The sequence below is a fragment of the Acidovorax sp. SRI_002 genome (assembly GCF_057586455.1).
This window is the reverse complement of record NZ_JBYCZW010000001.1, coordinates 924,080-948,408: the sequence shown is the minus strand read 5'-3', so window position 1 is coordinate 948,408 and position 24,329 is coordinate 924,080. Positions and strand designations below refer to the sequence as shown.

Annotated in this window: 23 protein-coding genes and 1 other RNA gene; 12 read left to right on the top strand and 12 right to left on the bottom strand. The window is 65.9% G+C overall.

Annotated elements, in window-relative coordinates:
- Window positions 1–10 precede the first annotated feature (10 nt).
- Entirely contained in the window at window positions 11–1,342 is a 1,332-nt protein-coding gene (locus AC2YJX_RS04280; RefSeq protein ID WP_487255421.1) for a TIGR03862 family flavoprotein, read from the top strand.
- A 118-nt stretch (window positions 1,343–1,460) separates the two neighbouring features.
- Here AC2YJX_RS04280 and ffs read toward each other — a convergent pair.
- An RNA gene (ffs, locus tag AC2YJX_RS04275) (signal recognition particle sRNA small type) lies at window positions 1,461–1,557 on the bottom strand.
- Between the two features lie 98 nt (window positions 1,558–1,655).
- Here ffs and dnaX point away from each other — a divergent pair.
- From dnaX to AC2YJX_RS04245, 6 genes are all read left to right on the top strand, one after another.
- Window positions 1,656–3,659 (top strand): DNA polymerase III subunit gamma/tau, encoded by a 2,004-nt coding sequence (gene dnaX / locus AC2YJX_RS04270; RefSeq protein WP_487255350.1) that lies wholly within the window; start codon window positions 1,656–1,658, stop codon window positions 3,657–3,659.
- Window positions 3,660–3,889: 230 nt separating this feature from the next.
- The gene (locus AC2YJX_RS04265; protein ID WP_055398201.1) at window positions 3,890–4,222 is read left to right on the top strand and encodes a YbaB/EbfC family nucleoid-associated protein; all 333 of its coding nucleotides are present in this window, start codon (window positions 3,890–3,892) and stop codon (window positions 4,220–4,222) included.
- A 249-nt stretch (window positions 4,223–4,471) separates the two neighbouring features.
- Window positions 4,472–5,062 (top strand): recombination mediator RecR, encoded by a 591-nt coding sequence (gene recR / locus AC2YJX_RS04260; RefSeq protein ID WP_487255349.1) that lies wholly within the window; start codon window positions 4,472–4,474, stop codon window positions 5,060–5,062.
- A 102-nt stretch (window positions 5,063–5,164) separates the two neighbouring features.
- The gene (locus AC2YJX_RS04255) at window positions 5,165–5,590 is read left to right on the top strand and encodes an MAPEG family protein (protein WP_121420522.1); all 426 of its coding nucleotides are present in this window, start codon (window positions 5,165–5,167) and stop codon (window positions 5,588–5,590) included.
- A gap of 188 nt (window positions 5,591–5,778) precedes the next feature.
- Window positions 5,779–6,834, top strand: coding sequence for an ABC transporter substrate-binding protein (locus AC2YJX_RS04250; protein ID WP_487255348.1), 1,056 nt, complete (start codon window positions 5,779–5,781; stop codon window positions 6,832–6,834).
- 201 nt (window positions 6,835–7,035) lie between these two features.
- Window positions 7,036–7,188 (top strand): DUF3096 domain-containing protein, encoded by a 153-nt coding sequence (locus AC2YJX_RS04245; RefSeq protein ID WP_082437438.1) that lies wholly within the window; start codon window positions 7,036–7,038, stop codon window positions 7,186–7,188.
- 51 nt (window positions 7,189–7,239) lie between these two features.
- Here the strand turns inward: AC2YJX_RS04245 and AC2YJX_RS04240 are convergent, their stop codons facing one another.
- Both AC2YJX_RS04240 and gloB read right to left on the bottom strand, forming a co-directional pair.
- Complete coding sequence (locus AC2YJX_RS04240) at window positions 7,240–8,760, bottom strand: transglycosylase SLT domain-containing protein (protein ID WP_431149618.1); 1,521 nt, start codon at window positions 8,758–8,760, stop codon at window positions 7,240–7,242.
- A complete protein-coding gene (gene gloB / locus AC2YJX_RS04235; RefSeq protein ID WP_487255347.1) occupies window positions 8,757–9,533 on the bottom strand; it encodes a hydroxyacylglutathione hydrolase in 777 nt (258 codons plus the stop codon). Before gloB ends, AC2YJX_RS04240 begins: the two co-directional genes overlap by 4 nt.
- Here gloB and AC2YJX_RS04230 point away from each other — a divergent pair.
- From AC2YJX_RS04230 to AC2YJX_RS04215, 4 genes are all read left to right on the top strand, one after another.
- Window positions 9,532–10,401 carry a class I SAM-dependent methyltransferase gene (locus AC2YJX_RS04230; protein WP_487255346.1) on the top strand — a complete coding sequence of 290 codons (870 nt, stop codon included), beginning with the start codon at window positions 9,532–9,534 and terminating at the stop codon, window positions 10,399–10,401. The genes gloB and AC2YJX_RS04230 overlap by 2 nt on opposite strands.
- The gene (gene rnhA / locus AC2YJX_RS04225; protein WP_055398194.1) at window positions 10,398–10,847 is read left to right on the top strand and encodes a ribonuclease HI; all 450 of its coding nucleotides are present in this window, start codon (window positions 10,398–10,400) and stop codon (window positions 10,845–10,847) included. Before AC2YJX_RS04230 ends, rnhA begins: the two co-directional genes overlap by 4 nt.
- Before the next feature lie 203 nt (window positions 10,848–11,050).
- Complete coding sequence (locus tag AC2YJX_RS04220; RefSeq protein WP_487255345.1) at window positions 11,051–12,517, top strand: efflux RND transporter periplasmic adaptor subunit; 1,467 nt, start codon at window positions 11,051–11,053, stop codon at window positions 12,515–12,517.
- A gap of 22 nt (window positions 12,518–12,539) precedes the next feature.
- A complete protein-coding gene (locus tag AC2YJX_RS04215) occupies window positions 12,540–15,698 on the top strand; it encodes an efflux RND transporter permease subunit (RefSeq protein ID WP_121505995.1) in 3,159 nt (1,052 codons plus the stop codon).
- An 85-nt stretch (window positions 15,699–15,783) separates the two neighbouring features.
- Here the strand turns inward: AC2YJX_RS04215 and AC2YJX_RS04210 are convergent, their stop codons facing one another.
- The 6 genes from AC2YJX_RS04210 to moaA form a co-directional block, all read right to left on the bottom strand.
- Window positions 15,784–16,116 carry a thioredoxin family protein gene (locus AC2YJX_RS04210; protein WP_487255344.1) on the bottom strand — a complete coding sequence of 111 codons (333 nt, stop codon included), beginning with the start codon at window positions 16,114–16,116 and terminating at the stop codon, window positions 15,784–15,786.
- Window positions 16,117–16,278: 162 nt separating this feature from the next.
- Window positions 16,279–17,637, bottom strand: a complete 1,359-nt coding sequence (moeA, locus tag AC2YJX_RS04205; protein ID WP_487255343.1) for a molybdopterin molybdotransferase MoeA — start codon at window positions 17,635–17,637, stop codon at window positions 16,279–16,281.
- A gap of 19 nt (window positions 17,638–17,656) precedes the next feature.
- Window positions 17,657–18,202 carry an N-acetyltransferase family protein gene (locus tag AC2YJX_RS04200; protein ID WP_487255342.1) on the bottom strand — a complete coding sequence of 182 codons (546 nt, stop codon included), beginning with the start codon at window positions 18,200–18,202 and terminating at the stop codon, window positions 17,657–17,659.
- Between the two features lie 15 nt (window positions 18,203–18,217).
- On the bottom strand, window positions 18,218–18,862 hold the full coding sequence (gene mobA, locus AC2YJX_RS04195) for a molybdenum cofactor guanylyltransferase MobA (RefSeq protein ID WP_121505999.1): 645 nt from the start codon (window positions 18,860–18,862) through the stop codon (window positions 18,218–18,220).
- A 30-nt stretch (window positions 18,863–18,892) separates the two neighbouring features.
- The gene (locus tag AC2YJX_RS04190) at window positions 18,893–19,276 is read right to left on the bottom strand and encodes a DUF6713 family protein (RefSeq protein WP_121506000.1); all 384 of its coding nucleotides are present in this window, start codon (window positions 19,274–19,276) and stop codon (window positions 18,893–18,895) included.
- A gap of 66 nt (window positions 19,277–19,342) precedes the next feature.
- Complete coding sequence (moaA, locus tag AC2YJX_RS04185; RefSeq protein WP_487255341.1) at window positions 19,343–20,479, bottom strand: GTP 3',8-cyclase MoaA; 1,137 nt, start codon at window positions 20,477–20,479, stop codon at window positions 19,343–19,345.
- 169 nt (window positions 20,480–20,648) lie between these two features.
- Here moaA and AC2YJX_RS04180 point away from each other — a divergent pair, with 169 nt between their 5' ends.
- A complete protein-coding gene (locus AC2YJX_RS04180; RefSeq protein ID WP_487255340.1) occupies window positions 20,649–21,500 on the top strand; it encodes a type IV pili methyl-accepting chemotaxis transducer N-terminal domain-containing protein in 852 nt (283 codons plus the stop codon).
- A gap of 28 nt (window positions 21,501–21,528) precedes the next feature.
- Here AC2YJX_RS04180 and AC2YJX_RS04175 read toward each other — a convergent pair whose 3' ends face one another.
- The 3 genes from AC2YJX_RS04175 to AC2YJX_RS04165 all read right to left on the bottom strand — a co-directional run bounded on the left by AC2YJX_RS04175 (window position 21,529) and on the right by AC2YJX_RS04165 (window position 24,321).
- A complete protein-coding gene (locus AC2YJX_RS04175) occupies window positions 21,529–22,209 on the bottom strand; it encodes a hypothetical protein (protein ID WP_487255339.1) in 681 nt (226 codons plus the stop codon).
- Window positions 22,206–23,180 carry a bactofilin family protein gene (locus tag AC2YJX_RS04170; RefSeq protein WP_487255338.1) on the bottom strand — a complete coding sequence of 325 codons (975 nt, stop codon included), beginning with the start codon at window positions 23,178–23,180 and terminating at the stop codon, window positions 22,206–22,208. The genes AC2YJX_RS04175 and AC2YJX_RS04170 overlap by 4 nt, the downstream gene beginning before the upstream one ends.
- 379 nt (window positions 23,181–23,559) lie before the next feature.
- Window positions 23,560–24,321: an SDR family oxidoreductase gene (locus AC2YJX_RS04165; protein WP_487255337.1), complete on the bottom strand. Its 762-nt coding sequence runs from the start codon at window positions 24,319–24,321 to the stop codon at window positions 23,560–23,562.
- Window positions 24,322–24,329: the final 8 nt, after the last annotated feature.

The following is a 24,329-nucleotide window of genomic DNA, read 5'->3' as shown; positions in this document are numbered from 1 at the left end:
CGCACCTGCCCTGCCTGAGGGGAGTTTGCCGTGCGATGTGGCCATCATCGGCGGTGGCCCGGCGGGCCTGATGGCGGCCGAGGTGCTGGCCCAGGCTGGGGTGGTCGTTCATCTGTTTGACGCCATGCCTTCGGTGGGGCGCAAATTTCTGCTGGCGGGCAAGGGCGGGCTCAACCTCACACATTCCGAGCCCCATGCTCCGTTTGTCAGCCGCTATGCAGAGCGCCAGCCTCAGCTCGAACCTTTGCTGCAGGAATTTGGCGGGCCCGAGGTCCGGGCCTGGGCGCAAGGCCTGGGTGTAGAGACCTTCGTGGGCACCTCCGGCCGCGTGTTCCCCGCCGACATGAAGGCCGCGCCCTTGCTGCGCGCCTGGTTGCAGCGCCTGCGCGGGCAGGGCGTGGTGTTCCACATGCGACACCGCTGGCTGGGCTGGTCGGACGACGGTGCCCTGCGTTTTGCAGCCCCTGCGGGCGAGGTGCCAGTGGCCGCCAAGTCGGTGGTGTTGGCGCTGGGCGGCGGCAGCTGGGCACGCCTGGGGTCGGATGGTGCCTGGGTGCCGCTGCTGGCGCAGCGCGGTGTGGCCGTGGCGCCGCTGCGGCCCTCCAACTGTGGTTTTGACGTGCTTCGCGCCGATGCGCCGGCGGGTGAGACGCGCCGCGCGTTCTTGCAGGAGCTGATCGGCCGCACCCCCGTTCCCGCTGTGGGCTGGACGCCCCATTTTGTCGAGCGTTTTGCAGGCCAGCCCTTCAAGACGGTGGCGCTGGCTTTCACCGACAGCCAGGGCCGCACGTTCAGCCGCAGGGGTGAATTCGTGGCCACAGCGACAGGCGTCGAGGGCAGCCTGGTCTACGCCGCGTCGCACCTGCTGCGCGATGAGATCGAGGCCCACGGCCATGCCACTTTTCATCTGGATTTGCTGCCCGACCACACGCCGGAACGCGTGCTGGTGGAAGTGCGCCATCCACGCGGATCACGTTCATTGTCCAGCCACCTCAAGAGCCGTCTGGGGCTCGATGGCATCAAGGCGGGCATCCTGTATGAACACCTGGGCAAGGACGGCATGAACGACCCGGTGGCTCTGGCACACGCCATCAAGGCACTGCCCATCACGGTCGTGGCCACACGGCCCATCGACGAAGCCATCAGCACCGCCGGTGGTGTGGCTTTTGAGGCGCTGGACACGCACCTCATGGCCCATGCCTTACCGGGCGTGTTCTGCGCGGGCGAAATGCTCGATTGGGAGGCGCCCACCGGGGGCTATCTGCTCACGGCCAGCTTGGCCAGTGGCCGCGTGGCGGGGTTGGGCGCGCTGCACTGGCTGCGCCAAGCTGCCGGAGCTTGAGAACGCTGAACGAAAGGGGGGTTGCGCCTGAGGCGAAGGGCCCGGCCTCGCCAGCCAAGAGCACATCGCAAAGGATGTCGCCGCTGAGAGGGGGCTGCGCGACAGCGCAAAAAAAGAAGTTGACGAGCCTTACCCCCGGCACTGACTCCACAGTTAGGGCTGCTTGGTTCCCCACCTGACCCGGTTGGCCGCTTCACCATGCGAGGAGGCCCGTCACCGTCGATTGTACGACGGATGCGGATGCACTTTTCTGAACAGCCCCGCTGCCGTGGGCGCTGGAAGGACACTCGGCACAGCCCGTAGAATCTGCCGAATGTCCTACCTCGTGCTCGCCCGCAAGTACCGCCCCCGCAATTTCACCGAAATGGTGGGGCAGGAGCATGTGGTGCAGGCCCTCACCAATGCGCTCAACACACAGCGCCTGCACCATGCCTACCTGTTCACAGGCACGCGGGGTGTGGGGAAGACGACGGTGTCGCGCATTCTGGCTAAATCGCTCAACTGCCAGGGGCCCGACGGTCAGGGCGGCATCACCGCCACACCCTGCGGCGTGTGCTCGGCCTGTACGGATATCGACAGTGGTCGCTTCCCGGATTACACCGAGTTGGATGCTGCATCGAACCGGGGTGTGGATGAGGTGCAGAGCCTGCTGGAGCAGGCGGTCTACAAGCCAGTGCAGGGCCGCTTCAAGGTCTTCATGATCGACGAAGTGCACATGCTCACGAACACGGCGTTCAACGCCATGCTCAAGACGCTTGAAGAGCCTCCTGAATACCTCAAGTTCGTGCTGGCCACGACCGACCCGCAGAAGGTGCCGGTGACGGTGCTGAGCCGCTGTCTGCAGTTCAACCTGCGGCCCATGGCGCCCGAGACGGTCCTGAGCCACCTCACGCAGGTGCTGGCGTCGGAAAACGTATCGTCCGAGCCCCAGGCCCTGCGGCTGCTGTCGCGCGCCGCGCGGGGCTCCATGCGCGATGCACTGTCGCTCACCGACCAGGCCATCGCTTTTGGCAGCGGCCAGTTGCAGGAAGCCGCCGTGCGCCAGATGCTGGGCGCGGTGGACCGCTCCTACGTGTTCCGCCTCATCGGCGCGTTGGCCGAGGGCGACGGCAAGACCGTGGTGGAAACCTCGGACACGCTGCGTCTCAATGGCCTGTCGGCCGCCTCTACGCTCGAAGAAATGAGCGCCGTGCTGCAGCGCATGGCGGTGTTCCAGGCCGTGCCCCAGATGGCAGGCGCCGTGGATGCCGACGACCCCGAGGCCGCAGAAACGGCCCGTCTTGCCGCGCTGATGCCTGCTGACGAAACCCAGCTGCTCTACAGCCTGTGCCTGCACGGGCGCGGTGAACTGGGTCTGGCGCCCGATGAGTACGCGGCACTGACCATGGTGCTCCTGCGCTTGCTGGCGTTCAAGCCTGTAAGCGGTGTTGGCGGCGTTGGCGAATCGGCTGAAAAAAAAACTCTGACGCGGGCTGAAGCGGCGTCTTCCAGCCCACCAGCTGCGGTTTCTGCCGCTCCCGCAGCGGCAGCCGTGGTGGTGCCAGCCCCCGTGGCGCGAACGGCGCCGACGCCCGCGCCTGCTCCTCAGGTGCCACCAGCGGTGCCTCCCGCAGCGCCTGCAGCAGGTGCTTCGCCAGCATTGCCCCCGGAGATTTCTGCAGAACCCGGCGAATCCGTGGACTCTGCGGAGCCACCACCCTGGCCAGGCTCGGAAGAGCCGGGTGCTGCATCACCTGCAAACTCCGCCGCCACGGCACTGCCGGTGCGTACGCCCGAGAGATTTGGAAAAAATCAGCGTCCAGCGCAACCTCAGCAAGCGCAAGGCGCTCCTGAATATGTAGCAATCCCGGTGCGTGAATCGCCCGAACCAGGGGAGCGTCTGCAACCGTTGCCGCTTTCTGCGCCCACGCCTGTCTCGGCGCGCTACACGCCCACCGAGGAGGGCGATGTCTGGCATGCCACTGTGCAGCAGATGGTGGCGGCAGAATCGATTACCGCCCTGGTGCGCGAACTGGCCCTGCAGTCGCAACTGGTGGCGCGCGATGGGGGGCACTGGTTGCTGCGTGTGGAGCGTGAGTCGCTGAACCAGCCTACTGCACGCGAGCGCCTGCGCGCCGCGCTGGAGGCTGCGGGCCACGCCACCCAGATCAGTGTGGAGGTGGGCCACGTCATCGACAGCCCCGCCCGCCGCAATGCCGCTGCCGCTGCCGAGCGCCAGCGCCGTGCTGAGGAGATTGTGAACAACGACCCCTATGTGCAGTCGCTGGTGCGCGACTATGGCGCGAGAATCGTGCCGGGCAGCATCAAGCCTGCGTGAGATGAAGCGCCCCCTGAGTCGCCTGCGGCGCCTTCCCCCTCTCTCGCTTCGCGGGAGGGGGACGCACTCGGTGGCCTGGCAAAGCCAGCTCCACGAGTGCACTGGATTGGCGTGTGCCAGTTTCGACGGCCGCTGACATTGCACAGCACAATACCGTGCATCTCGGATACCGAATCTCTGTCCCTTCGTGGGAATCGATCAACCAGAAAGAAAGCAAAGGAAATCACACCATGTTCAACAAAGGACAACTTGCAGGCCTCATGAAGCAAGCCCAGGCGATGCAGGACAACCTCAAGAAGGCGCAGGACGAGCTGGCCTTCATCGAGGTGGAGGGTGAATCGGGCGCGGGCCTGGTGAAAGTGGTGATGACGTGCAAGCACGACGTCAAGCGCATCACCATCGACCCGAGCCTGCTGGCCGAAGACAAGGACATGCTGGAAGACCTGGTGGCGGCGGCGTTCAATGCTGCGGTGCGCAAGGCGGAAGAGACTTCTTCGGAGAAGATGGGCAAGCTCACCCAAGGCATGCCAGGCCTCCCCGGCGGCATGAAATTCCCTTTCTGAGGGGTGGCTACCGAGCGGGCGATCTGCGTCGTTGGGCGGTGCTCGGAATCCTCACGTACAGGAAGTACGTTCCGGTTCCTGTGCTCCGTCCGCCTAGCAGCTCATCCCGCTCGCTACGCCCTTGAGGGTGGGGTGTGAAGGCAGAGGGCGAGCACCTGTTGTTCTTCCCTACATCCGTTTGGGCTGAGCTTATCGAAGCCTGGCTCCGCCGCTCCCTACAACGTCACGCGCATCGCCTCTAGTCTGTCCATGTCCACCACCAACTCCCTCGACGTTCTGATCCAGGCGCTGCGCCGCTTGCCGGGGGTGGGGGTGAAGTCTGCGCAGCGCATGGCGTTTCATTTGCTGCAGCATGATCGGGAGGGGGCGCTGGCCTTGTCGCGGGCGCTCGGCGACGCGGTGGGCACCGTGCAGCATTGCGCGCGCTGCCACACGTTCACCGAGGCGGAGGTCTGCAGCACCTGTCTGGACCCTGAGCGCGATGCGACGCGGCTGTGCGTGGTTGAGACACCGGCCGATCAGTCGGCGCTGGAGCGCACGGGGGCGTTCAAGGGGCTTTACTTTGTGCTGATGGGACGGCTGAGCCCCCTCGATGGCATTGGCCCCAAGGAAATAGGCCTGCAAAAGCTCATGGACCGGGCCACCGATGGCACGGTGCAAGAGGTCATTTTGGCGACCAACTTCAATGCCGAAGGCGAGGCCACGGCCCATGTGATCACCGAGGCGCTCAGGAGCCGGGGGCTGCACGTGACGCGGCTGGCGCGCGGCGTGCCCGTGGGCAGCGAGCTGGAGTACGTGGACCTGGGCACGATTGCGCATGCGCTGGTGGATCGTCGCTAGGTGTTTGTTCGCGAAACTTGTGCCTGCGGCGGCTAGAATACTCACAATTTAATAGCTGCTAGCGCTTGTGTATCAAGCGCTAGAGCCAAAAAAGGCTTAAAAATGAATACCACCATGCATGTCGCACGGTTCACAGTGGCCTACTGGTGCGTGCTGATCGCAGCCCTGCTTCCCATGGGCTGCGCCTGGCTGGCCAAGAGTGGCAGCTTCGGCAAGTCGCGCAAGGACGGTGGCTTTGACAACCGTGACCCCCGCGCCTGGATGGCTCGGCAGACCGACTGGCGGGCCCGCGCCAATGCGGCGCAGGCCAACAGTTTCGAAGGCTTGCCGTTCTTCATCGGTGCCGTGATCATCGCGCACCTGCTCGGGGCGGGGCAGACGTTGCTGGACATGTTGGCGCTGCTGTACGTCATGCTACGCATCTTCTACATCATGATGTACGTGTCCGACATGCCCACCGTGCGCAGTGTGGTCTGGGCCGCAGCGTTTTTGGTCAATATCGGCATCCTGTTCGTCGGCTACCGCTGATCTTTGCCAGCCCGGCCTTTGAAGAAGGGCTGGCGTCACTCTTTCGGGGGCTGCCGGTCGGGCTCCAGTTTCTATCAACCCTGGTACGTAGAAACCCGCAGGGATTCCCCCTGATGCGGGTTTGTGGGCTCTGGGGCACGATTGTTGCAATGCAGCATTGCTGCTTCCACTGATTCTCACGGATTTTCATGACCCGCCCCTTGCTCACCCGCCGCGCCTTTGGCGCCGTCTCCGCCCTGTCGGCGGCCGGGGTGTTTGCGCCTGCCATTGTGCGGGCGCAGGCAGAGGGGGCAGCAGCGTTGGGCAACGTCACCATTGCCGTGGGCGGACAGGGCGTGCTCTACCACCTGCCGCTGGCGCTGGCCGACCAACTGGGCTACTTCAAGGCGGAAGGTCTGGACGTGACGGTGCGCGATTTTTCGGCCGGCGCCCTGGCCCTGCAGGCGGTGCAGGAGGGTGGGGCCGATGTCTGTGCCGGAGCCTTCGAGCACACCATCCGGCAGCAGGTGCGTGGCCAGTCCTACCGCTCGCTGGTAGTGATGGGGCGTGCGCCTCAACTGGCGCTGGGGGTTTCGCAACGCTCGCTGCCTGCGTACAAGGATCTGGCGGATCTGCAGGGACGGCGCATTGGCGTGTCATCGGTGGGGTCGTCCACGCACCTGGCGGCCAGCGTGGTGCTGGCCCGAGCGGGCATGGGGCCGCGTGACGTGGCGTTTGTGGGCGTGGGATCTGGCATGGCCGCGATGAATGCGCTGCGTTCCGGACAGGTGCATGCGCTGTGCCATGCCGACCCGATCATGACGCTGCTGGAGCAAAAGGCAGACACACGCATTGCCGGCGACATGCGCTCACTCAAGGCCGCGCAGGAGATGTTTGGCGGCGCCCTGCCAGCCAGCTGTCTTTATGCGCCGCAGCCCTTCCTGCAAAAACATGCCGCCCAGGCCCAGGCACTGGCCAACGGCATCGTGCATGCCCTCAAATGGCTGCAGACCGCTGCCCCGGCAGACCTTGTCAAGGCGGTGCCTCCGGGCTACCTGATGGGAGACCGGGGGCTGTACCTGGCGGCCTTCAGCCGGGTGCGCGAGACCTATTCGACCCACGGGATGATGCCCGACGATGGCGCAGCCACGGCCTTGCGCGTGCTCTCGCGCGTGCACCCCGAGTTGGCGGATTTCAAGGTGGAGCAGGCACGCACCTACACCAACGATTTCGTGCGCAAGGCGCGGCAGAAATTCAACGTCTGAGATTGCGCACCGGATACCCGCTGGGCCACTTTGGGGGTAACCGCGCGAGAGCGGTGGCAGTGCAGGACCCAGATTGATCAGTGGATGCCGCGCATTGTCGCAATGCGTCGGCATCCGGGTCGGGAAGATGGCTTACATTCGTCGGCGTTCGGTTTGCCGTAGCCTCGGCCTACCAGTCATCTACCTCACCAGGATTGCTCCATGTCTTTTACCCTCAGCATCGGCCCGCTTGTCTCTTTGATCGCGGGCATTCTCATCCTCGTCATGCCCCGTCTGCTCAGCACCATCGTGGCGCTGTACCTCATCATCATGGGCATTCTGGGGCTGCTGGGCATGCATTCGCTGAAGTTCTGAGGCGCGTGGTGACGCCTTCTTGCGCGTTGCCCGCGGCGTTTCAACGGCGTTTTAGCGGCGCTTGACCTTGGAGGGGGTTCCCCCTCGGCGTACAGGCGCAGCAGCCGAGCGCTTATCAGATCCGGAGCGGGCCACCGTGCCACGCGCCTGCGTGGCCTGTCGCACGGGCAGGTACACGACCACCTGCTCGCCCAGCTTGAAGGCCGCACTGGCACGCACGTCGTTCCAGTCGGCCACGCTGGCAGCGCTGAGCTTGTAGCGCCGGGCAATGCTGGCCACGGTTTCACCCTTGCGGGCTCGCACCGTTGTGCGGCGGGTCACGATCTCTGGCGAGAAAGCGACCTGGCCGTTGTCTGCCAGGTGCGAAGAGACGTCCTGCCGGATGGCGGATGAACGCGGGACCATCAACGCCGAGCCTGCCTTGATCAGCATGCGGGGAGGAATGTTGTTGATGCTGCGCAGGTCGTTCTCGCTCATGCCTGCCCGCTGGGCGGCTTCGGAGACCGTCATGGTGGAGGGCACGGACCACACGGTCCAGCTTGCATACTGGCCCTCGCGGCGCGCTTCAAGGTTGCGCTGGAACACCTTGGCGTTGTCCCAGGGCAGCAGGATTTGTGGCGTACCGGCAGCCAGAATGACAGGCTTGTTGAACGACGGGTTCAGCGCGCGGAAATCTTCCTCGCGAATGCCTGCCAGCGTGGCCACCAGCGCAACGTCGATGTCATGGGTGATGTCCACCGTCTGGAAATAGGGGTGGTTTTCGATGAGGGGCAGCTCGGTGCGGAAGGCCTCGGGGTTGGCTACGATGTTCTTCACGGCCTGCAGCTTGGGCACATACATGCGGGTTTCGGCCGGCATGTTCAGGTCGGTGTAGCTGGTGCCCAGTCCCTGCTTCTGGTTGCGGGCAATGGCCCGGCCTACGCTGCCTTCGCCCCAGTTGTAGGCGGCCAGGGCCAAGTGCCAATCGCCAAACATGCCGTAGAGCTTTTGCAGGTAGTCGAGTGCAGCGCGCGTGGATGCGAGCACATCGCGGCGGTCGTCGCGGAAGGCATTCTGCTTGAGGTCGAAATAGTTGCCGGTGGCGGGCATGAACTGCCACATGCCGGCCGCCTTGGCGCTGGACACAGCCTGCGGGTTGAACGCGCTTTCGATGTAGGGCAGCAGCGCCAGCTCGGTGGGCATGCCGCGTCGCTCCAGCTCTTCAACGATATGGAAAAGGTACTTGCTGGAGCGCTCGGTCATGCGCTGCATGTAGTCGGGTCGCGTGGCGTACCACTGCTCGCGGTCCTGCACCAGTTCGTGCTGCAGGTCTGGCATGGCAAAGCCTCGGCGGATGCGGTCCCACAGGTCGGCGGGGGCCGAGAGCGATGCGACCTCGCCGCTGGAGGCCTGCGCGGCGGTGATGGGCCTGAGCGGGCCGTTGGGGATGACGGGGGTGTGTGCGGTCCGGGGTGGTGCACCGGTGGGTGTGGAGGGTGCGCTGTCAGCCGCGCTGTCCTGCGAAGGCCCGGTGGTGGCGCAGCCCGTGAGCCAGAGCGCGCACGCCAGGCAGGCGATGTGCAAAATTTTCATCGAAACTCGTTTTTCCATTGACGCAGTGCGGCCAGTACCGCCACGGCATCGTCTTGATTCACCTTTGCGTCGTAGGCATGGGCCGCCTGGGCCACTGCAGGCTGTCGCACGCGCAGGAAGGGGTTGATGTCTTGCTCCAGGGCCATGCGCGATGGCAGTGTGGGCTTGTGGCGGGCCCGCAGTGCTTCACATTGGCTGCTGTAGTGGAGCAATGCCGCATTGCCGGGTTCCACGGCCCGCGCAAATTTCAGGTTGGAGAGGGTGTACTCGTGGGTGCAGCATACGCGGGTGTTGCCGGGCAACGCCGCCAGCTGGTCCAGGGAGTTCAGCATTTGGGCGGGCGTGCCTTCAAACAGCCGGCCGCAGCCGCCCGAAAAAAGCGTGTCGCCGCAGAACAGCAGGGGCTCCCCGTCGATGTCGGGGCAGTAGTAGGCAATGTGGCCAGCGGTATGGCCGGGCACATCAATGACTTCGAACCGAAGTCCCATGGTTTCCACGGCATCACCGTGCGCCAGACGGTGCAGCGGCTCGGGGATTTTCTCGCGTGCGGGGCCGTAGACCACGGCGCCGGTGGCGCTGCGCACGGCATCCACACCGCCGACATGATCGGCATGGTGGTGCGTGACTAGAATGGCCTTCAACTGCACGCCAAGGTGCTGCAGGGCCTGCAGCACAGGCGCGGAATCTCCCGGGTCCACAACGATCGCCTGGCGGCCGTCGTGCAGCATCCAGATGTAGTTGTCGGTAAAGGCGGGCAGCGGCAGCAAGTTCATGAGCGATCAAATTATAGGTTTGCACCACTGGTTCGATTCCCCGCCGGGCCGGTACCTGCTGGCGTGGGAGCAGGCGCGCTTCGATGACGCGGTGGCCGATATCTTTGGCTACCACAGCCTGCAGCTTGGAATGCCCTTGCTGGATGGCCTTCGCACCAACCGCATGCCGCACCAATGGCTGGCGCTGGGGCAGGAGGCGGTGCGGGGTTCCATCGCCTTTCTAGAGACCGGTAATGGCGATGCCCCCCTGCAGCGCCGCGCGGTGGATCTGCTGACAGAGCCCGTGGCCTTGCCGTTTGCGGCAGCGAGCCTGGATCTGCTGGTGCTGCCCCATACCCTGGAGTTGAGCATTGACCCCCACGCCGCCCTGCGTGAAGTGGAGCGCGTGCTCGTGCCCGAGGGCCGGGTGGTCATCAGCGGGCTGAACCCGACCAGCCTGTGGGGGCTGCGCCAGTGGCGTGCCCGCATGATCCAGCGTCTGGGCGGGGGCACTCTATACCTGCCGGATGTGGGCGAGTTCATTGGCTACCGGCGCTTGCGCGACTGGCTCAGGCTTTTGAGTTTTGAGGTCGAGTCGGCCCAGTTTGGCTGTTATCGTCCGGCGGTGCGCAGCACCCAGTGGCTGGAGCGTTTTGGCTTCATGGACCCGTTGGGCGAGCGGTGGTGGCCTATTTTTGGCGCGGCCTATTTTCTAGTGGCGGTCAAGCGGGTTCACGGCATGCGTTTGCTGGAGCCCGCCTGGCGGTCCAGCCGACAGCGTGCCGCCTCCACAGTGCCCATTGCCAACCGGGCAGGCCCGGCGGGTGCAACGGGCAGCACCTCGCGCATATTCACAGACAGCGACGACAGAGACAGGAACACAGTTTGAACCAGGTAGAGATATACACAGATGGCGCCTGCAAGGGCAACCCCGGCCCTGGGGGATGGGGTGCATGGTTGCGTTCGGGATCGACAGAAAAAGAGCTTTTTGGGGGTGAGCTGGGCACCACCAACAACCGCATGGAGCTGATGGCCGTGATCGAGGCGCTGTCGGCCTTGAAGCGCCCCTGCGCCGTGACGCTGTACCTCGACAGCGAATATGTACGCAAGGGCATCACCGAGTGGATTCACGGCTGGAAGGCCAAGGGATGGCGCACGGCCTCCAAGCAGCCGGTCAAGAACGTGGAGCTGTGGCAGCGGCTGGACGCGCTGGTGAGCACGGCTGGCCACCGTATCGAATGGCGCTGGGTGAAAGGGCATTCGGGCGATCCAGGCAACGAGCGGGCCGATGCACTGGCCAACCGGGGTGTCGAAAAAGCCCTGGGGCGTGGGTGACGGTGGGCGTCTATCGGTGCGCAGCGTCTGTGCACCACGGCATCAGAAGCCCCCTCCGGGGCTTTTTTTGTCTCTGCAGCATGTAAAGCCTGCGTAAATCTGCCGCAATTGCCCTTGTGGGTATGCCAAGGTTTGCTGCAGCGCAAGACACGCACTGATACATTGTTTGGCTGCCTTCCCCACATCACCCGCTTCATTGATCCATGGCGTCCAAGAACAAATACATCGTTTTCGCTGTCATCGGCATCGCTGCCGCGTCGGGCACAGCCTGGTGGCTTCAGAAACCGGCCCAGTCCGTGCGCAGCGAGGCGCCTGCCGACGGCAGGGGTAGCGCCGCGCCGGCTGGTGCGGCGGCCAAGGGTGGGGGCACAGGCCGCCCCGTGGCGGTAGAGGCCGTGGCCGTGCGGCAGATGGCCCTTCGCGACGATGCCGAGGCCGTGGGCAGTCTGCGGTCGCGCCAGAGCGTGGTGCTGCGCCCCGAGGTGAGCGGTCGCATCACGGCGCTCAACTTTCGCGACGGCGAGCGCGTGCGGCGCGGGCAGGTGTTGGTGCAGTTTGACGACCAGTTGCCCCGCGCCCAGGTGCAGCAGAGCCAGGCCGAGCTCTCCATCGCCCAGGCCAACCACAAGCGCAATCAGGAACTGGTAGCCCAGGGCTTCATCAGCCAGCGTTCGGTCGATGAAAGTGCCGCCAACCTCGAAGTGGCGCGGGCCAAATTGTCCTTGGCGCAGGCCACGGCCTCGCGCCTGAAGATCGTGGCGCCGTTTGACGGCATCGCTGGTATTCGCGGGGTGAACGTGGGCGACTACCTCAAGGACGGTGCCGACATCGTCAATGTCGAAGACCTGGATGTGGTGTATGTGGACTTCCGCCTGCCCGAGCGTTTGCAGAGCAAGGTCCGCACGGGCCAGACCGCCCAGGTGGCGTTCGACGCCTTGCCCGGCGTGCGCTACAGCGCCGTGGTGCAGGCCATCAACCCCCAGATTGACGCCGATGGCCGCTCGGTGGTGGTGCGCGGCTGCATTGACAACCGGCGCTTGCAACTGCGCCCCGGCATGTTTGCGCGCGTGACGGCCGTGTTTTCAGAGCGCAGCGATGCCCGGGTGATCCCCGAGGAAGCCATCGTGCCCGACGGCAGCAGCCCGTATGTGTTCAAGATTGTGGATGGCAAGGAGCCTGGCAGCCGCGTGGCGCGGCGCACACCCGTCAAGCTGGGTGCGCGCACCCCCGGGTTTGTGGAAGTGGTGGATGGTCTGGCCATGGGAGATGTGGTGGTGACCGCAGGCCAGCAGCGCATCCAAAAGGATGGCACCCCAGTGCGTGTGGTGGAACTGGGCAAGCCAGGCAAGCAGAGCAATGGCGGCGCGCCATCACCAGCGCGCGCAGCCGCCTCGGCCGGGGCGGCAGGTGCAGACCGTGCTGCAGGTGCCGTGGCACCGACCGATGCACCAGCGCCCACTGGGGCTGGCAGCGCCAGCAGCCCCCGCGCAGCGGCGCAGCCGATGGCAGCCGCACCCGTTGCCAATGCTGCTACCGCTGCCACTGCCACTGCCACTGCCACTGCAGCATCGGCCAATGCCGTAGTGGCGCCGTTGCCCGGCCCTAATCCTTGCCAGCTTGCGGGCACGCCCGGCCGCGCACCACAAGGCAGCCCACGCCATCCTGCGTGATCGATGAAGTTCCAGGACTGCCATGCAACTCGCTGAAATATCGATACGCCGACCGGTCTTTGCGACCGTGCTCTCGCTGCTGGTGCTGCTGATCGGCGCCGTGAGCTTCACCCGCCTGTCGGTGCGCGAATACCCCAAGATCGACGAACCCGTGGTCACCGTCAGCGTGCGTTATGCGGGCGCGTCGGCCGAGGTGATCGAATCCCAGGTCACCAAGCCGCTCGAAGACTCCATTGCGGGCATTGACGCGGTGGACGTGATCACCTCCATCAGCCGGGCCGAGCAAAGCCAGATCAGCGTGCGCTTTCGGTTGGAGAAAGACGCCGACAACGCCGCCGCCGAGGTGCGCGACCGCACCGCGCGGGTGCGCAACCGCCTGCCCGATGCTGTGGATGAGCCCGTGATCGCCAAGGTGGAGGCCGATGCCTCGCCCGTGATGTGGCTGGCTTTCAGCAGCGAGACACGCACGCCGCTGGAGATCAACGACCTTATCAACCGCATCGTCAAGCCGCGGCTGCAGACGGTGACCGGTGTGGCCGATGTGCCCATCTACGGCGAGCGGAAATACGCCATGCGCGTGTGGCTGGACCCCGAGCGTTTGGCGGGCTACCGCCTGACCACGCAGGACGTGGAAGACGCCATCCGCCGCAACAACCTGGAGCTGCCCGCAGGCCGCATCGAGTCGCAGCAGCGCGAGTTCAGCGTCACCTCGCAGACCGACCTGGCCACGCCGTCGCAGTTTTCCGAGGTGGTGATCCGCACCGTGAACGGCTTCCCGGTCCGTATCCGCGACGTCGCGCGGGTGGAAGAGGGCGCCGCCAGCGACCGCAGCCGCGTGCGCCTGAACGGGCGCGAAGCCATTTCCGTGGGCGTGATCCGCCAGGCCACCGCGAACCCGCTGGAGCTGTCGCAGGGCGTGCGCGCCATGCTGCCCACGCTCAAGGCCGACCTGCCACCGGACATCGGCATCGACATTGCCAACGACAACTCGCTGTTCATCGACCGGTCCATCAAAAGCGTCTACACCACCATTGCCGAGGCCGTGGTGCTGGTGGCCCTGGTGATTTTCGTGTTTCTGCGCACCTTCCGCGCGTCCATCATTCCCATCATCACCATCCCGGTGAGCCTCGTGGGCAGTTTTGCGCTGATGTCGCTGGCGGGTTTTTCGATCAACACCCTCACGCTGCTGGCGCTGGTGCTGGCCATCGGCCTGGTGGTGGACGATGCCATCGTGATGCTGGAGAACATCTACCGTCACATCGAGGAAGGGCTGGACCCGTTCTCAGCCGCCATCAAGGGCGCGCGCGAAATCGGCTTTGCCATCGTGGCCATGACGCTGACGCTGGTGGCGGTGTATGCCCCGCTGGCCTTTACCCCGGGCCGCACGGGCCGGTTGTTTGTGGAGTTCGCATTGGCCTTGGCGGGCGCGGTGGTGGTGTCCGGCTTCGTGGCGCTGACGCTGTCACCCATGATGTGTTCGCTGCTGCTCAAGCACAACCCGAAGCCCAACTGGTTCGACCGCTCGATGGAGCGCTGGCTCACGTCTCTGTCAGACGCTTATGGCCGCCTTTTGCGATGGCTGGTGACGGCCCGCTGGTCGGCCAAGGGCAGCGAGCGCGGGGGCGTGCGCGGCGCCATCTTCCAGGCCCGCTGGATCGTGCTGGCGGTGATGGCGGTGAGTGGTGCGGCGCTGGTGGTGGTGTACCCCAGCATGCGGCAAGAGCTGTCGCCGCTGGAAGACCGCGGCACCATCCTGGCCAGCGTCACCGCCCCCGATGGCGCCACGCTGGACTACACCAACCGCTACGCACTGGAGCTGGAAAAGATCGGCCAGGACTACCCCGAGTTCGACCGCATCTTCGCCAACATCGGCAACCCCACCGTGGCCCAGGGCAGCGTGATCTACCGCACTGTGGATTGGGAGAAGCGTGACCGCACCACGCTGGAGCTGGCGCGCGAACTGCAGCCTAAGGTGTCGGGCTTGCCTGGCGTCAACGCCTTTCTCATCACGCCGCCGTCGCTGGGTCAGGGCTTTCGCTCGCGTCCGCTCACCTACGTGATCCAGACCTCGGACAGCTACGAAAACCTCAACGCCGTCACCAACGCCTTCATGGCCGAGATCGCGCAGAACCCCGGCATCGTCGGCCCCGACGTGGACCTGCGGCTGAACAAGCCCGAGCTGCGCATCGAAGTCAACCGCGAACGCGCCGCCGACCTGGGCGTGAGCGTGGACGTGGTGGCCAAGGCCATCGAAACCATGCTGGGAGGGCGCACAGTGACGCGCTACAAGCGCGATGCGGAGCAATACGACGTGATCGTGCAGACCGAGGCCAGGGGCCGCACCACGCCCGAGAACATCGACACCATCTACGTGCGCGGCCGCAACGAAGCCATGATCCCGCTGTCCAGCCTGGTCAACGTGCGCGAAAGCGTGAGCCCGCGCGAGCTGAACCACTTTGGTCAGCGCCGCTCGGCCACCATCACGGCCAACCTGTCGCCTGACTACTCGCTGGGCGAGGCGCTGAGCTTCATGGACGCCACGGCGGCGAAAGTGCTCAAGCCCGGCTACACCACCGAACTCAATGGCACCTCGCGCGAGTTCAAGAGCTCGCAGGGGGCGCTGGGCATCGTCTTCGTACTGGCTTTGGTCTTTATCTTCCTGGTGCTGGCCGCGCAGTTCGAGAGTTTCATCGACCCGCTGGTCATCATGGTCTCGGTGCCGCTGTCGATGATTGGTGCGCTGCTGGCGCTCAAGTGGAGCGGCGGCTCGCTCAACGTGTATTCGCAGATCGGGCTGATCACGCTGGTGGGGCTCATCACCAAACACGGCATCTTGATCGTGGAGTTCACCAACCAGCTGCGTGAGCAGGGCATGGAGATGGTGGATGCGCTCGTCAAGGCCTCGGCCCAGCGCCTGCGCCCCATCCTGATGACCACCGGCGCCATGGTGCTTGGAGCCATCCCGCTCGCGCTGGCTTCAGGCGCGGGCGCCGAGACGCGCACGCAGATCGGCTGGGTGATTGTGGGAGGCATGTCGCTGGGCACGCTGCTCACGATCTTTGTGGTGCCCACCATGTACACCCTGTTTGCGCGCAAGGCAGTGCCGGGTGCGAACACGGCCGTGGCTGCCGAGGAGCCTGAGCATCCGCTGCACCCGCCGCACGATTACGTGGCCAAGTAGCCATGCGGAGCCCCAACGGCGGAGCGTTGCTACCCAATAAGAAGCCCCGATGGGGCTTCTTTCTATTCGGAGTCGAACGCGTGCCTCATGCAGGTGCCGAGACGGTGTTTACGGCGTCCAGAACGTCTTGCTGCCCCTGCGGCCGCACCAGGCGAGCGACCTCCTTGCCGTCCTTCAAGAACACCATCGTGGGCCACAGCTTGACGCCGAACGTGCGACCCAGGCGCTGGCCGGGGCCATCTTCCACCTTGATGTGCGCTACATCTGCCCGGTCCTTCAGCGCTTGTTCGATCAGTGGCTGCGCGCGCTGGCAGTGGCCGCACCAGGGGGTGCCAAATTCCACAACGGCGGCGCCTGTCAGGCGGTCCACCTCGTCACGGGATGGGGGTTGCGCAAGGTGCTGGGCGGTGTAGGGCATAGGCGCAAGATTTCCAAACGGGTGCAAATGAAAAAAGCCATTGTGCTGTGCTTCGCCCGCGCGGGGTGCCACGGGCGCGGCTCCTGTAAGAGATGCTTAGCAAGGGCCGCCCCGCAGTGAAGGCCGTCCCCCTGGGGGGAAGGTGAAAAGCGACTCAGGGGGTCAAATAACGCCGTCAAACACCATCACATCCACCGTGTCGCCCACGGCCACGTTGCCCTGGCCGTGGTGCAGCACGATGAGTCCGTTGGCCTGCACCATCGAGCTGAGCACACCCGAGCCCTGGTTGCCCGTGGTGCGCACCTGCAGGGTGCCGTCGGCGGCGGTGGTGATGGTGCCGCGCTGGTACTCGGTGCGGCCAGGCTTCTTGCGCATGGCTTCGGTGCTGGTGGCGCGCAGCAGCGGTGGGGTGCTGTGGTTGCTGCCCATCATGCGCAGCAGGGCGGGGCGCACAAAGGCCAGAAACGTCACCATCACGGCCACGGGGTTGCCCGGCAAGCCGAACAACACCGCACCGCTGTGGGGTTGATTGGTATCATTTTGATAGCTGTTAGCGCTTGATGGGTAAGCGCTGGAGGCCAATTTGGCTTGATTATTTGTGGTGGCAATGCGCCCCACCGCCATAGGGCGGCCCGGCCGCATGGCAATGCGCCAGAAGGCCACGTCGCCCAGCTTCTTCATCATGGTGCGTGTGTGGTCGGCCTCGCCCACGCTCACGCCGCCGCTGGTGATGATGGCGTCCGCGCGCTGCGCCGCGTTGCGAAATGCGGCCTCCAACAGTTCCGGCTCGTCGCGGACCACGCCCAGGTCGATCACCTCTACGCCCAGCCGCGTGAGCAGGCCGAACACGGTGTAGCGGTTGCTGTCGTACACGGCGCCTTCGCGGGGTGGCTCGCCGAGGCTCAGGATCTCGTCGCCGGTCGAGAAATACGCCACGCGCAGGCGGCGGTACACCGTGACGGTGGGCAGGCCCAGGCTGGCGACCAGGCCCAGCGCAGCAGGCGCCAGCAGCGTGCCCTTGGCCAGCGCCACGCTACCCTCCATCAGGTCTTCGCCCTTGAAGCGGCGGTTGTCGCCGGTCTTGAGCACATCGGCCGCGATGGTGATGTGGCCGTCAGCTGCGGCGGCTGTGGTGAACTCCTGCGGCACCACGGTATCGAGGCCCGTGGGCATGATGGCGCCGGTCATGATCTTGACGCACTCGCCCGCCGCCACGGTGCCCACCCAGGCCTTGCCCGCCAGCGCCGTGCCCACCACGCGCAGCGTGAGAGGCTGGCCTGCGACCAGTTGGTCGCCCGCAAACGCATAGCCGTCCATGGCCGAGTTGTCGTGTGGTGGCACGCTGATGGGCGAGACCACGTCCTGCGCCAGCACACGGCCCAGGGCGCTGAAGAGGGGCAAGTCTTCGGTGGCGCTCACAGGCTCGACCAGCCGTTCCAGAAACGTGTTCACATCGGCGGCGCTTAAGGCCTGCGGGTCGTAGCCTTGCAGTTCGGCGGCAATCTGGGCAATGGTTTTCATGGGTCTCAGTAACTTTCAATCAGTCGTGCAGCACGCGCACCATGTGCAGCTTGTCAAAGCCCACGCCGTCCACCACGATGGCGTGGGGCAGCAGGCCCCAGGCGCGGAACCCGGCCTGCTCGTACAGGCGCACGACATGCGTGTTGGAGGCCGTGACCGTCAGCACCAGCTGGGTCAGCCCGGGCACGCGGCTGGCGGCCTCTACACAGGCGGCTACCAGCTGCTGGCCGATGCCTTGGCGCTGGGCTTGTGGCGCAACCATCATGCCTACCAGCGTGGCGAGGTGCCGCTGCTTGGTGCGCTGCTCGCGCTCACAGCCCAGGCAGCCGACCAGCTGGCCTGCGGCATCGAAGGCACCGAGGAAGAACTGACCCGACTCCGGCGCGCCAAAACGCGCCACGTACTCGCTGGCATCGCGGCCCACCGAGGATTCGTAGTCGGACGTGAACGCATCCGGCGCGGTGCGCAAAGCCTCGTCGCGAAGGGCTTTGTAGGCCACAGCGTCCGATGCGACCAACGGGCGGATCAACACTGCACGGGCGGCCGCAGGCGTGTGCGCGTTCATCGCAGCGGTGCGTGATCAGGCCTGCGGTGCGCTCGCGCTTTCCAGCGCGTGCAGCTCAGCTAGGGTGTTGGCGTTGAAAAAGGCCTTGGGGTCGTCGCCGGGCTGGTCAAACGGCACGATGGCGCAGCGGTGCTGTGCCGTCCATGCGTCAATCTTGCGGCCACCGGCCTGGGTGAAAGCGACCAGGCTTTCGAGCAGGTCCACGCGCAGCAGGCAGAACACCGGCTGGGTGCGCACGGTGGTGCGGCCCGTGCCATCGTCCTCGGGCGCTGCGGCCATGGCGATGTCGGCGTCCTGGGCGTCAGCCGCCGCCGCCAGGCGCTGGGCCAGGTCCAGGGGGAACAGCGGGGTGTCGCAGGGCACTGTCAGCAGCCAGGGCGTTTCGCAACGCTCCAGTCCTGTCAAAAAACCCGCTAGCGGCCCGGCATAGTCGCTCAGCACGTCGGGCCACACCGGTGCGCCGAAGGCTTCGTAGGCGGCCAGATTGCGATTGGCGTTGACCATGGTGGCGCCGGTCTGCATCTGCAGTCGCATCAGGGTGTGCAGGGCCAGGGGCAGGCCCCGAAAGTTTTGCAGGCCTTTGTCGACCCCGCCCATGCGGGAGCCGCGGCCGCCGGCAAGGACGATGCCGGTAATGTCTTGGGTGTCAATCTTGGTCATGGTGCGCGCGATGGAGCGTGAAATAGAGGGCTACCGCAGCGGCCGGGTGCGCAGCGCGGTCAACTGCAGGCAGGAAAGGACAGCCGTGCCGACCAGCAGGCCCAGGGACACAGGTTGTACAAAGGCCTCGTGTCCCAGGGCAAAAAACAGCCCGTGGATCACCACGGTCAAGGCACCGAGGCAAGGCATGAGTTTGTAGAACATCAGGGCCGCTGAACCCTCGCCACGGGCCACTTGCGACTGCGCGTACAGCACCAGCGCAATGATGGGCAGGTTCAGCAGCAAGTTGACCTGGTTGCCGCCGGGGATGTGAAACAGCTCCCACTCGTGCCAGTACGCGGCGTCGATCTGGTGGGTGACCAAGACGGCGGCGTTGGCCAGAAACAGTGCGCGGTGTTTGGGTTGAAGGGACATGGGTGGCTGTAAGGACAACGCGAGGACCGAAGCCACCGATGGTGCCCTAAAAAGTCGGCACTTTGCTTACCCGCCGATGTAGCTCATTTCCACACGCCGCACCCCTGGCGTGTTGTCTGCCGGCAGGCTGCTGCGCAGCTCCGAATAACGATCCGTGCGCTGCTGCCAGATGGGCGCGATGGCCGAGGCAATCGCCTCGTCGCTGGCGCCGCCGCGCAGCAGGGTTCGCAGGTCGTAGCCCTCGGAGGCAAACAGGCACAGGTAGAGCTTGCCTTCGGTGGACAGGCGCGCGCGGTTGCAGTCGTGGCAAAACGCCTGGGTCACGCTGCTGATCACGCCCACCTCGCCCAGGGCGGGGTCATATTGGCCTGCGGCATTGGCATAGCCCCAGCGCTCGGCGGTTTCGCCGGGGCTGCTCGGGTCGAGCTGGACCAGCGGCAGCTCGGCGCGCAGGCGCTCGATCAGCTCGGCCGAGGGCAGCACTTCGTCCATGCGCCAGCCGTTGGTGGCGCCCACGTCCATGTATTCGATGAAACGCAGCGTGGTGCCCGTGCCCCTGAAGTGGCGGGCCATGGGCAAAATTTCGTGGTCGTTGGTGCCGCGCTTGACCACCATGTTGACCTTGATGTGCGACAGCCCGGCGGCGTGCGCCGCTTCGATGCCTGCCAGCACGTCGGCCACCGGAAAGTCCACGTCGTTCATGCGGCGAAACACGGCGTCGTCCAGGCCGTCGAGGCTCACGGTCACGCGGTTCAAGCCCGCGTCTTTCAGCGCTTTGGCCTTGCGCGCCAGCAGCGATCCGTTGGTGGTCAGCGTGAGGTCGGGCGCCAGCCCGTCCACCGTGCGCAGCTGGGCCAGCTGCGCCACCAGCGCTTCCAGGTTCTTGCGCAGCAGGGGCTCGCCACCGGTCAGGCGGATCTTGCGCACGCCATGCGCCAGGAAGAGCTTTGCCAGCCGCGTGATCTCTTCAAAGCTCAGCAGCGCGCCATGGGGCAGGTAGGGGTAGTCCTTGTCGAACACTTCCTTGGGCATGCAGTAGTTGCAGCGGAAGTTGCAGCGGTCCGTCACGCTGATGCGCAGGTCACGCAGCGGGCGGCCCCGGGTGTCAGTGAGCAGGCCGGTGGGGGCCACGGGGTGTGTGGGCACCCGCGCCGCCAGAGCGGCGATGCGTTGGTCCACCAGAGGAATCACACGTTCGGCCATGGCGTGATTTTGCCGCAAGGGGGCCTACAGAGGGGGCAAGCCCCTGCGCGCGGAGTTGATCGCGGTCAAGTTTTGCCCAGGCGCTGGTATGGCCCGCCTTTGACATGGCGCAGGGCGTTCTGGTTGCTGCGTTGCAACAATCTGCCTATTCGATTTCAAGGGGATTCCCATGTTGACGCGCGAATTTTCTGCCGATGCCACGCCATGCCAGCGCCGTGTGGCCCTTCAGCGGGTTGCGGCGGGTGTTCTGCTGCCCACCTGGGCAACTTGGGCGACTGGAGCCCAGGCGCAGATGGGGTTGTCGGGGGCCATCAACTATGCGGGCTGGTTTCGCGCACTGTCGCAGCGCATGGCCAAGGCCTATTGCCAGCAGTACCTGCAGGTGCTGCCTGCTGCGGCGGTGGATGTGATGGGGCTGGCGCGAAAGATGGTGCAGACGGGCAGCGGCGAACTGGCCCGAGGCATGCAGTCGGGCCAGTGGCCTGCAGAAGTCGGGCGGCAGCTGGCAGAAGTGCAAAAGCAGTTTGCCCTGCTCAACCAGATGACTTCGGCGCCCGCCACCACCACGGCCCTGGTAGCGGCGGCATCGGAACAGGCCGATCGAACGCTGCTCATTGCGCAGGCCGTGACCGAGGCCATCGAAAAATTGGCACAGGCCCCCAGTGCCCGCCTGGTGAACCTGGCGGGCCGCCAGCGCATGCTGTCGCAGCGCCTGGCCAAGAACTACTTTTTGAGTGCTGCCAAGGTGGATTCCAAGGTGGTGCAGGCGCAGCTGGCGTCCGATGCGGCGGACTTTCGCCAGGCCTTGCAGACATTGAAGGCGGCGCCCGTGTCCACATCGTCCATCCGCAACGAGCTGGAGTTGGCCGACTCACAGTGGCTGTTTTTTGAATCCGCGCTGCGCCGCCCGGCCGATGACGCGGGGCTGAACGCCGTGGCCACCACCAGCGAACGCCTGCTGGGGGTGATGGACAAGCTCACCGGCCTGTACGACGCTGCCCTGCGCGAGGTGCTGGGCTGAGAGGCAGGGAGCGGCCGGGGTCACCCGATCAGCCGCCCCAGCCCGCATGCTGCATGAAGTCCGCCAGGCGGCAATCGCGCCCCACCAGCACCAGCCGGGTGTCCAGCGCGTTGAAAAACCCTGGGGGAGGTGGAAGCGGCAGCTGCTGGACGCGTTTGTGGGTGTCGATGCGCGCCGCTGCCAGTTCGTAGTCGCGTGCCAGGGCCATCCACAGGCCATGGGCGCCGGCCGACTGGCGTGCGCCTGTTATCAGGCTCCTCCCTGAGTCCAGCCACCATCGGTAGATGGCGGATGCAATGCCCATGCGTCGGTAGCAGTCCACCACCTTGGTGTGGGGCGCACGCAGGTGGCGGTCGGTGCGGCGGTCCACCTCGACCAGCCGGTTGAACACGGTGTAGGCCACGATGCGGTTGCGCTGCGGGTCGATGGCATACACAAAGTATTCGCCGTCGGCCTCGCGCAGGCGAAACACCAGCCCATGCAGATGCAAGGGCAACGGCTGCATCGCATCGCGCGTGCGGTGGTTGGTGCGGATGCGGTCGTACAGCGCCTCGAACTCGCGCTGGATGTCGCGGCCCGACAGATCCACGTCGATGCGCAGTTCGGTCAGCCGCTGGGCCCACACGCCCAGCAAGCCCTGGCCGGGCCACGTGTTGGCGATGACGGTGGCGTCGCGTGGGTCGCACAGGCTGCAGGCGATGGCCATCATGGCGTGTTCCCCTGGCCATCGGTCCAGCAGCCGCTCAGCAGGCGTGCAGGCTGTTCGCGGGCGCACACCTGGGCGCTGTGGGGCCAGTCGGGCAGCGGCACCACCAGGCCTGCGTATACGCCGTAGGCCTCACCCGCCGCGATGGTTTCGCCCGCCCACAGGCTCTCGCCCGCACGGATGGCCCCTCCGGCGTGAATGTGCCCACCGGCCCGCACACCCCAGCCCACCTGCAGGTGGCCCTTGCAGTCCACGTCGCCCGTTACCCACACGCCCCGGGCAGCCTGCACGGCAGCATCGGTTTGCAAGTGGCCACCCACCTTGATGCCGCCGTCGCAACCCAGGTCGCCTACCACCCGCAGATCCTGGGTCACCCGGCAGTGGCCACCGACGTGGGCGGCAGCCCCGCAGTCCAGCTCGCCGCCCACACGCAGGCTGCCTGTGCACTGCAGTCGCTGCGCCACTGTCAGCGACCAGCCCACGCGCGCATCGCCGTGCAGCCGCGCGCTGCCCTCGCAGCGCACTGCGCCCGCCACGCGCAGGTCTTCGCCCACGCGCAGCGCGCCGCCCACCCGCAGGCCGCCCAGCACGCTCAGGCTGCGGCCCGTGCGCAGCACACCCTCCACGTCGGCATGGCCCCGGCAGCGCACACTGCCCGCAAACACCAGCGCGTCTGCCTCCAGGTGGTCCACCTCCAGCACATCGTTGGTGGGGCCGAACTGGTCCAGCATCCAGCACGCGTCTTCCACGCGGCCTTCACGCACCAGGTCGTCCAGCAGCGCCTGGTAGTTGCTGGCGCCCTCCTGGCGGCGCAGGTACCAGCGGTAACCGTCGGCACAAGGCCGCTTGGCGCGGATGAAGTGGCGGGTGATGTCGGTGGTGGCAGACGTGTTGGCGATGGCCTCATCGGCGGGCAGGCTGTGCGCAAGGGCGCATGGGGCGAGCGAAATCTCGCCCGAAGGGAACGGGGGCATGGACACTCCTGACGTCCGCGCCCCGGCAGTGGCCAAGGCGCAAGCTGGCGCTGGGCGTGGGGCCCGGCGACAAGAGGTGCGCGAAAAGAATGCGAAGGGGAGGGGGTGTCGCCGGGCTCAGGAATCTGCAGCGAGGGTGCAGAGAGCGCGGTCACCGGCCTGGAGCGTGGCCTGCGAGCGCGCGGCACGGCGCAGCGGCGCGGTCGCGCTGGCGGCTGTGGCGGGAGAGTGGCTCGCAAACATCGGCGGCACTATAGGCAGCAGGGCCTGCACCGTCAAATCAATCCGCACTGCCCTAGTGCGGATTGGGCCGCTCAAAAAGGGGCGTGGTGGCTGCTTCAGAGAGCATGCCGCGACGCCTGTTTGTTTGCTTGCTGACTTACACGCAGCGCCCGCCATCCACCTCAATGCACACGCCGCTGATGAACGACGCCTCTTCGCTCGCCAGGTACAGCGCGGCGTTGGCCACGTCCAGCGCGGTGGAGAAGCGGCCCAGCGGAATGGTGGCCAGGAACTTGGCGCGGCGCGCATCGTCCACCGGGCCGCCCGCAAACTCGGCGGCCAGGCCGGTGTCGGGGTTGAACACGGGGTTGATGCAGTTCACGCGGATGTTGTCGGGGCCCAGCTCAGCGGCCATGGACTTGCTCGTGATGATGACGGCGCCCTTGGAGCCGTTGTACCAGGTCAGGCCTGGGCGGGGGCGCAGCCCGGCGGTGGAGGCGATGTTGATGATGCTGCCGCCACCCGCCTGGCGCAGTGCGGGCACGGCGTGGATGGCGCTCAGGTAGATGCTCTTCATGTTGATGGCGTAGACCTTGTCGAACTCGTCTTCGCTCACTTCGAGCATGGGGCGGTTGCGGTGCGTCCAGCCTGCGTTGTTCACCACCACGTCCAGGCGGCCGTACAGGCGCACGGCTTCGTCGACCATCGCCTTCACTTCGGCGGACTTCGTCACGTCGGCCTTGAAGAACGCGGCGGTGCCGCCGGCGGCCGTGATCTCAGCCACCACGCGCTGGCCACCGGCTTCATTGATGTCGTTGACGATGACCTTGCCGCCCTCTGCGGCCAGGCGTTTGGCGATGCCTTCGCCAATGCCGTTGCCAGCGCCGGTGACGATGATGGATTTGTTCGAAACGCGCATGGAATGGC